The following is a 1,543-nucleotide window of genomic DNA, read 5'->3' as shown; positions in this document are numbered from 1 at the left end:
CTCTTCGGCGCCCTGCTGGGCGACGGGTCCCGGCCGGGCGGCGACCTCACCGTGGCCCAGCACAACGTCGGCGATGCCAACCCCGACCCGGCCGGCACCGCCCGCGCCCTGGTCGCGTCCGGGGCGGACGTGCTGGCCCTGGTGGAGCTGACCGAGGAGGCCCGGAGCACGTACGAGAGGGAGCTGGCGGCGGCGTACCCGCACCACACGGTGCGGGGCACGGTCGGGCTGTGGAGCCGGTGGCCGCTGTCGGACGTCCGCCCGGTCGACACCGCGATGGACGCCGGGCCGCTGGGCGCCGCCAAGACGGACGAGGAGAAGGCGGGTTACCAACGGGCGCTGCGCGCCACGGTGGCCACGGACCGAGGACCCCTGGCGGTCTACGTCGCCCATCTGGGATCCGTGCGGCTGATGCCGCGGGGCGGGTTCTGGACGGAGAGCCGGGACCGCAACGCGCGGGCGCTCGGCGAGGCCCTCGCCGCCGAGAGCAGCGAGCGCGTGGTGCTGCTCGGCGACCTGAACGGCACCACCGACGACCGCGCGCTCGCCGCCCTCACCTCACGGCTGCACCCGGCCCACACCGAGGCCGGTGACGGCTTCGGCTTCACCTGGCCGGCGAGGTTCCCGGTGGTGCGGATCGACCAGATCCTGCTCCGGGGAGTGGAGGCGGAGAGCTCCTGGGTGCTGCCCGCCACCGGCAGCGACCACCTGCCGGTGGCGGCCCGGGTCAGCTGGTGAGCGCGGCCCGGGAGCCTTCGCGCCCCGGGGTCACAGGGCGGAGACCCAGTAGCGGTCGAAGGTGAACCGGCCGTTGCCGCCCGCGCCGTTGCGGGTTCCGGTGGTCTCGCGGGCCAGCGTGTACCAGGCGTCCACGAAGTCGGCGTCGTCGGTCCAGAAGGAGGTCGGAATGGCGTCCACGACCGGGTCGACCAGCGGGATGTACGCGCCGAGGTCGACGATGGTCAGCAGGGCGGCGGCTATCGCCTTGGCCAGGCCGGAGTAGTTGGTGTCGCCGTCGTCCTCCATCATCACGACGTCGGCCAGGTTGTACTTGTACTGCGACCAGTTGACCAGGATCTGGTTCGGGTAGTACGTGGTCCCCGCGTCGTCGAGGTACGGGTGGGTGACCGTGTCGACGCGGACCTTGCCGTCCAGGCCGAAGCCGCTGACGATGCTGAAGATCTCGGCGTCGCCCTTGATCCAGGTCTCCTTGTCGTCGGCGACGGAGACCGAGGTGATGCGGGAGGTCCAGTAACCGGTGGCGGCCGCGGTGGCGGTCGCGGACCGGACGGCTTCCGCGTCGGCGGTGGTGACCCCGGCGGCGGCCAGTTCGCGCTCCAGGACCTTCATGCCGGCCTCGACGGCCTTCTCCCCGTCGACGCCGACGACGTACACCGGGGCGTCGGGGATCTCGGCGGCGTCCAGGGTGTGGGCCCGGCCGGCGGTGTCGTAGGCGGTGACGGCGGTGGCCTCGTCGTCGGAGGGGGCGACGGCGACCAGCGGAGCGCGGCGGGAGTCGGCGTCCCCGGCGAGCGTCACGGAG

The 1,543-nt window shown here is 73.4% G+C and carries 2 protein-coding genes; one reads left to right on the top strand and one right to left on the bottom strand.

The window, feature by feature from the left end; translation table 11 throughout:
• A partial coding sequence (locus HW445_RS30530; protein WP_180224036.1) for an endonuclease/exonuclease/phosphatase family protein occupies window positions 1–738 on the top strand: 738 nt, incomplete at its 5' end.
• 30 nt (window positions 739–768) lie between these two features.
• Here the strand turns inward: HW445_RS30530 and HW445_RS30525 are convergent.
• A partial coding sequence (locus HW445_RS30525) for a DUF3103 family protein (protein ID WP_180224035.1) occupies window positions 769–1,543 on the bottom strand: 775 nt, incomplete at its 5' end.

This window comes from Streptomyces sp. UH6 (genome assembly GCF_013421635.1).
GTDB classification, from domain to species: domain Bacteria; phylum Actinomycetota; class Actinomycetes; order Streptomycetales; family Streptomycetaceae; genus Streptomyces; species Streptomyces abyssomicinicus.
Note: the sequence above shows the minus strand (reverse complement) of the source record. Positions and strands in the feature narration are given on the sequence as shown.